The sequence below is a fragment of the Mesorhizobium sp. M7A.F.Ca.CA.002.09.1.1 genome, assembly GCF_003998555.1.
Taxonomy (GTDB): domain Bacteria; phylum Pseudomonadota; class Alphaproteobacteria; order Rhizobiales; family Rhizobiaceae; genus Mesorhizobium; species Mesorhizobium ciceri.
The window spans coordinates 1-5304 of sequence record NZ_RZRR01000351.1 but is presented as its reverse complement, the minus strand read 5'-3'; the positions used below and the strand labels follow the sequence as shown (position 1 = coordinate 5304).

General features: G+C 64.1%; 5 protein-coding genes. All 5 read left to right on the top strand.

The features are described 5' to 3' along the window. Positions 1-1314 (top strand): GMC oxidoreductase (locus tag EN994_RS16585; RefSeq protein ID WP_127307659.1); only part of this gene is annotated, 1314 nt, incomplete at its 5' end. A 153-nt stretch (positions 1315-1467) separates the two neighbouring features. Next, complete coding sequence (locus EN994_RS16580; protein ID WP_063168705.1) at positions 1468-2742, top strand: NAD(P)/FAD-dependent oxidoreductase; 1275 nt, start codon at positions 1468-1470, stop codon at positions 2740-2742. A gap of 56 nt (positions 2743-2798) precedes the next feature. Beyond that, complete coding sequence (locus tag EN994_RS16575) at positions 2799-3215, top strand: RidA family protein (protein WP_063168704.1); 417 nt, start codon at positions 2799-2801, stop codon at positions 3213-3215. A gap of 5 nt (positions 3216-3220) precedes the next feature. Further along, positions 3221-3895, top strand: coding sequence for a DUF1028 domain-containing protein (locus EN994_RS16570; protein ID WP_013530450.1), 675 nt, complete (start codon positions 3221-3223; stop codon positions 3893-3895). Between the two features lie 21 nt (positions 3896-3916). Beyond that, positions 3917-5304: aldehyde dehydrogenase (locus tag EN994_RS16565; RefSeq protein WP_164745962.1), on the top strand; the 1388-nt coding region annotated here is incomplete at its 3' end.

Below are 5304 nucleotides of genomic sequence, written 5' to 3'. Positions count from 1 at the left end.
GTCTATATTCGTGGCGCCGCGCAGGACTACGATGAATGGGCAGCGCTTGGCTGTGCCGGGTGGTCCTATGCCGATGTCCTGCCCGTCTTCAAGAAATTGGAGCGGAACTGCCTGTTGCAGAGCCCCGCCTATCACGGATTCGACGGCGAATTGCTGGTCGACAATCCGCGCGATCCCAACGTGGTATCCAGCCTGTGGGTTGAGGCGGGCAGAGGCGTAGGCCTGCCCGAGAACCGCGACTTCAATGCCGGTGGCCAACTCGGCCTCGGCATCTACAACGTCACCCAGAACAGAGGCGAGCGCTTCTCGGCCTACAGCGCCTTTGTCCGGCCGATTCTCGGCCGCTCGAATCTACGGATATTGTCAGGCGTCGAGGTTCTTGATCTGGCGATTGAACGCGAGCGCGTCACCGGCGTCAACGTGATCAGGGAAGGCGCAACCCAACGGTTGGGGTGCCGAGCGGAGGTCGTCCTCAGCGCGGGTGCGATCGGATCGCCGCGCATTCTGCTTGCTTCCGGCGTCGGCCCGGCCGGGGAGCTGAAAGCAGCGGGGATTGAACCGGTCGCGAACCTGCCAGGCGTCGGTAAGAACTTGCGCGACCATGTCGATGGCATGATCACGGTGCGATCGAACAGCCGCAAGACGCTCGGCCTTTCACTTGCCAATCTTCCGGCGATGCTGGCGGCGCCGTTCCAGTATTTCGCCCGGCGCAAAGGCATGCTGACGACCAACTATGTCGAAGCCGGCGGCTTTGCCAGGACGAAGTATGCCGGGAGCATACCCGACATTCAGTTCCACTTCGTGCCGGGCTATCGCAGCCATCGCGGTCGGCTCGTCGAATATGGCCACGGCTATGCCGTGCACACCTGTGTGTTGAGACCCGGGAGCGTCGGCGAAATCACGCTTCAACGCGACGGCACCCGCCGCAATATGCTCATAGACCATCGCTTCTTCAGTGACGAACAGGATGCCCTGACCCTCGTCGAGGGCATAAAGGTCGCGCGTTCGATCCTGGCTTCGCCGGTTTTCGGCGGCATCCGCGGACCGGAAATCCTGCCTGGGCCCAACGTGAACACCGATGACGAGATTCTCGCCTATCTGCGTGCCGAGGCTCTTACCGTCTATCATCCGGTTGGCACGGCCAGGATGGGCAACGACGCCATGGCGGTGGTTGATCCCGCCGGTCTCAAGGTGCGCGGTTTCGACAATCTGCGCGTCGCTGATGCCTCCGTCATGCCGACATTGATCGGTGGCAACACCAATGCGCCATCCATGATGATTGGCGAAAAGGCGGCTATGGCAATACTGGCGTAGCCGTCTGCGCGCGGCCAATTCAGCATTTAGGAACAAGCTAACCACTGCCACATGAAATCGTAATTTTCGCTGCCCGGTCCCTCCAGTAAACCAACGATCAGACCTCCGCCGCATGCGCAGAAACTCTCGGGGAGAGCCAGAAAGGGCCGCTGAATGCCAGTCGAAACAGTAGACACGCTTGTTGTTGGCGGCGGCCAGGCGGGGCTGGCGATGAGCGAGCATCTGAGCAAGTGCGGCGTGCCCCATCTCGTGCTGGAGCGGGACCGCATCGCCGAACGCTGGCGTAGCGAGAGATGGGACTCGCTGGTTGCCAATGGTCCCGCCTGGCATGACCGTTTTCCCGGCATGGAATTTCCCAATGCCGGTCCGGATGCCTTTATCGGCAAGGAGAAGGTCGCCGACTATTTTGTCGCTTACGCCGACATGATCGCTGCCCCCATCCGCTGCGGCGTGGAGGTCAGGAAAGTGGAAAGGCTTGTCGGCCGTCCCGGCTTCCGGATCGAAACCTCGGATGGCGTGATCGAAGCCAGGAGCGTGGTTGCCGCCACCGGCGCTTTCCAGCATCCGGTCATCCCGGCCGTCGTTCCCGGGGACGCCGGACCTATGCAGATACATTCCAGCGCCTATCGCAATCCCGGCCAACTGCCCGCAGGCGCGGTGCTGGTGGTCGGCTCCGGGTCTTCGGGGGTGCAGATCGCCGACGAACTCCAGCGTGCGGGACGGCGGGTTTATCTCTCGGTCGGGCCGCACGATCGGCCGCCGCGGGCCTATCGCGAACGTGACTTCTGCTGGTGGCTGGGGGTTTTGGGCAAGTGGGACGCGCAGGCGCCTGCGCCCGGCACCGAACATGTCACCATCGCGGTCAGCGGCGCGCGTGGCGGCCAGACGATCGACTTCCGGCGCCTTGCCGCGCAAGGGATGACGCTGGTTGGCCGGACCGAATCCTACAGGCACGGTGTGATGATTTTCGCACCCGATCTGGCCAAGAATATCGCGCGCGGCGATGCGAATTACATGTCGGTTCTGGACGAGGCAGATGCCTATGTCGCCCGCAACGGCCTCGACCTTCCCCCAGAGCCCGAGGCCCGCAAGATCGGCCCGGACCCGCGATGCATGACCGATCCCATTCTCGAGCTGAACCTGTCGGAAGCCGGGATAGGTTCGATCATCTGGGCGACGGGATTCACCGTCGACTACAACTGGCTGAAGGTCGATGTGTTCGACGAAAGGGGCAAGCCGAAGCACCAGCGCGGTGTGTCGACCGAGCCCGGCATCTATTTCCTCGGACTGCCTTGGCAATCGCGCAGGGGGTCGAGCTTCATCTGGGGCGTCTGGCACGACGCGCAGCATGTGGCCGACCATATTTCCACGCAGCGCAAATACCTAGCCTACCATGCGTCCGCGAAGCGCGAGACCAAGGTGGCATAGACACGGCACCTCAAACGGGATGCCCCGACCTCGAGCCTGATCCGACGGAGACCAAGATGGCGCATACAAGAATTCGAAAGTTCAACACCAAGGACACTTATCCCGAGCAGAAGCTCGACAATGATCTGTGCCAGGCGGTCGTTACGCGGGGCGGCAGGACCGTCTATCTGCGCGGCCAATGTCCGCAGGACCTCGACACGGCCAAGAACATCGACAGCCATGATCCGGTCGAGCAGACACACAAGGTCATGCAGAACATCCGCCAGCTGATCGAGGAGTGCGGCGGCACCATGGAGCACCTGGTCAAGGTGGTGGTCTACATCACCGATGTGCGCCATCGTGAGGCGGTCTACCGTACCATGGGCGCGTATATCAGAGGCGTGCATCCCGTCTCGACCGGCCTTGTCGTGCAGGCCCTGGCGCGGCCGGACTGGCTGGTCGAGATCGACGGCACCGCCGTCATTCCGGACTGATTGCGATGACCTTTTCCATTGTCGCGCGGTGCGGCCGCACCGGCATGTTCGGGGTCGCGGTGTCCTCCTCGTCGCCTGCTGTTGCGGCGCGCTGCGCCTATGCGCAGGCGGGCGCCGGGGCCATTGCCAGCCAGAACGTCACCGATCCTACGCTTGGACTGCGCGGTCTCGAATTGCTGGCGCGCGGCGCGTCCGCGGCGGAGGCGATTGCCATATTGAAGCGCACCGGTGCCTATCCCGAATACCGGCAGGTGCTGGCTGTCGACGCCGCTGGAGCGACCGCGATCCATTCGGGTCCCAAAGCTCTTGGCATCTGGGCGGAGGCGCGAGCTGACAATGTCGCCTGCGGCGGCAACATGCTGGCCCATGATGGCGTGCCGCAAGCGATGGTCGAGGCCTTCCTGGCGTCGGAGGGGCATCTCGGCGACCGCCTCATCGCGACTATGCGCGCGGCGCTGACAGCCGGCGGCGAGGCTGGCCCTGTCCATTCCGCCGGCATGAAGCTGGTGCGTGAGGTGGCGTGGCCGGTCGCCGACCTGCGCTGCGACTGGACCGACGATTGTCCTATCGAGCAACTGGCGGCGCTGTGGCAACTCTACAAGCCACAGCTCGATGCCTATGTGACCCGCGCGATCAACCCATCCGATGCGCCGAGCTACGGCGTGCCGGGCGACGAATAGTCAAGACAGGGGTCACCTGCGATGAGTGAACTCAGCCACAAGGACTGGATCGGCAAGGCGTCCGCGATCCGTTTTCGTGACAAGGCGTTCATCGACGGCAAGACGGTCGCGGCGCGTTCGGGCCGGACCTTTGCCAGCGTCAATCCGGCAACGGGCGAGGTGCTGGCCGAAGTGGCGTCCTGCGGCGAGGAAGACATCGATCTGGCGGTTGCCGCCGCTAGGCGCAGCTTCAACGCCGGCGTCTGGTCGCGCACCAGCCCGGCGCACCGCAAGGAGGTGTTGCTGCGGCTGGCGCAGCTGCTGCGCGACAACCTGCATGAACTGGCCCTGCTTGAATCGCTGGACATGGGCAAACTGGTCAGGGATGCGGCCTCGGTCGACGTCCCCGGTTCGGCGGCGATCTTCCAATGGTATGGCGAGGCCATCGACAAGATCTATGGCGAGGTGGCGCCGACCGGCGAAGGCGATCTGGTGCTGGTGCGGCGCGAGCCGCTTGGCGTGGTCGGCGCGGTGGTGCCGTGGAACTTCCCGCTCGACATGGCGACCTGGAAGTGCGCGCCGGCGCTGGCGGCGGGCAATTCGGTGGTGCTGAAACCCGCCGAGCAGTCGCCTCTGTCGGCCCTGCTCCTGGCGGAGCTGGCGATGGAGGCGGGCCTGCCTGCCGGCGTGCTCAATGTTGTGCCCGGCCTTGGCGAAACCGCCGGCCAGGCGCTTGGCCGCCATATGGATGTGGATTGCCTCGCCTTCACCGGTTCGACCGCGGTGGGCAAGATGTTCCTGCAGTACTCCGGGCAGTCGAACATGAAGCAGGTCTGGCTGGAGACCGGCGGCAAGAGCCCCAACCTCGTCTTTGCCGACTGCGGGGATCTCGATGTGGTGGCCGATATGGCGGCCTTCGGCATCTTCTTCAACCAGGGCGAGGTCTGTTCCGCCAATTCACGCCTGCTCGTCCAGCGCGGCATCAAGGATGCCTTGGTGGAGAAACTGGTGCAGCGTGCGGCGGCCACGCAGCCCGGCGATCCGCTCGATCCGATTTCGAAAATGGGCGCGATGGTCGATAGTCGCCACGCCGCCAATGTCATGCGCTTCGTCGAGGCCGGTAAAAAGACCGCGCGCCTGGTCGCGGGCGGCGACATGGTCACGGTCAATGGGCGCGGCAGCTTTGTCCAGCCCACCATTTTCGACGATGTCACGCCTGCCGATCCGATTGCCCGCGACGAGATCTTCGGGCCGGTGCTTTCGGTCATTGCCTTCGATGACGAGGCCGACGCGATCCGCATCGCTAATGACAGCCCCTACGGGCTCGCCGCATCGCTGTGGACCGACAGCCTGTCGCGCGCGCACCGCATCGCCGGGCGGCTGCAGGCCGGCACAGTTTCCGTCAACAAGGTCGACGCTCTGAGCCCGAT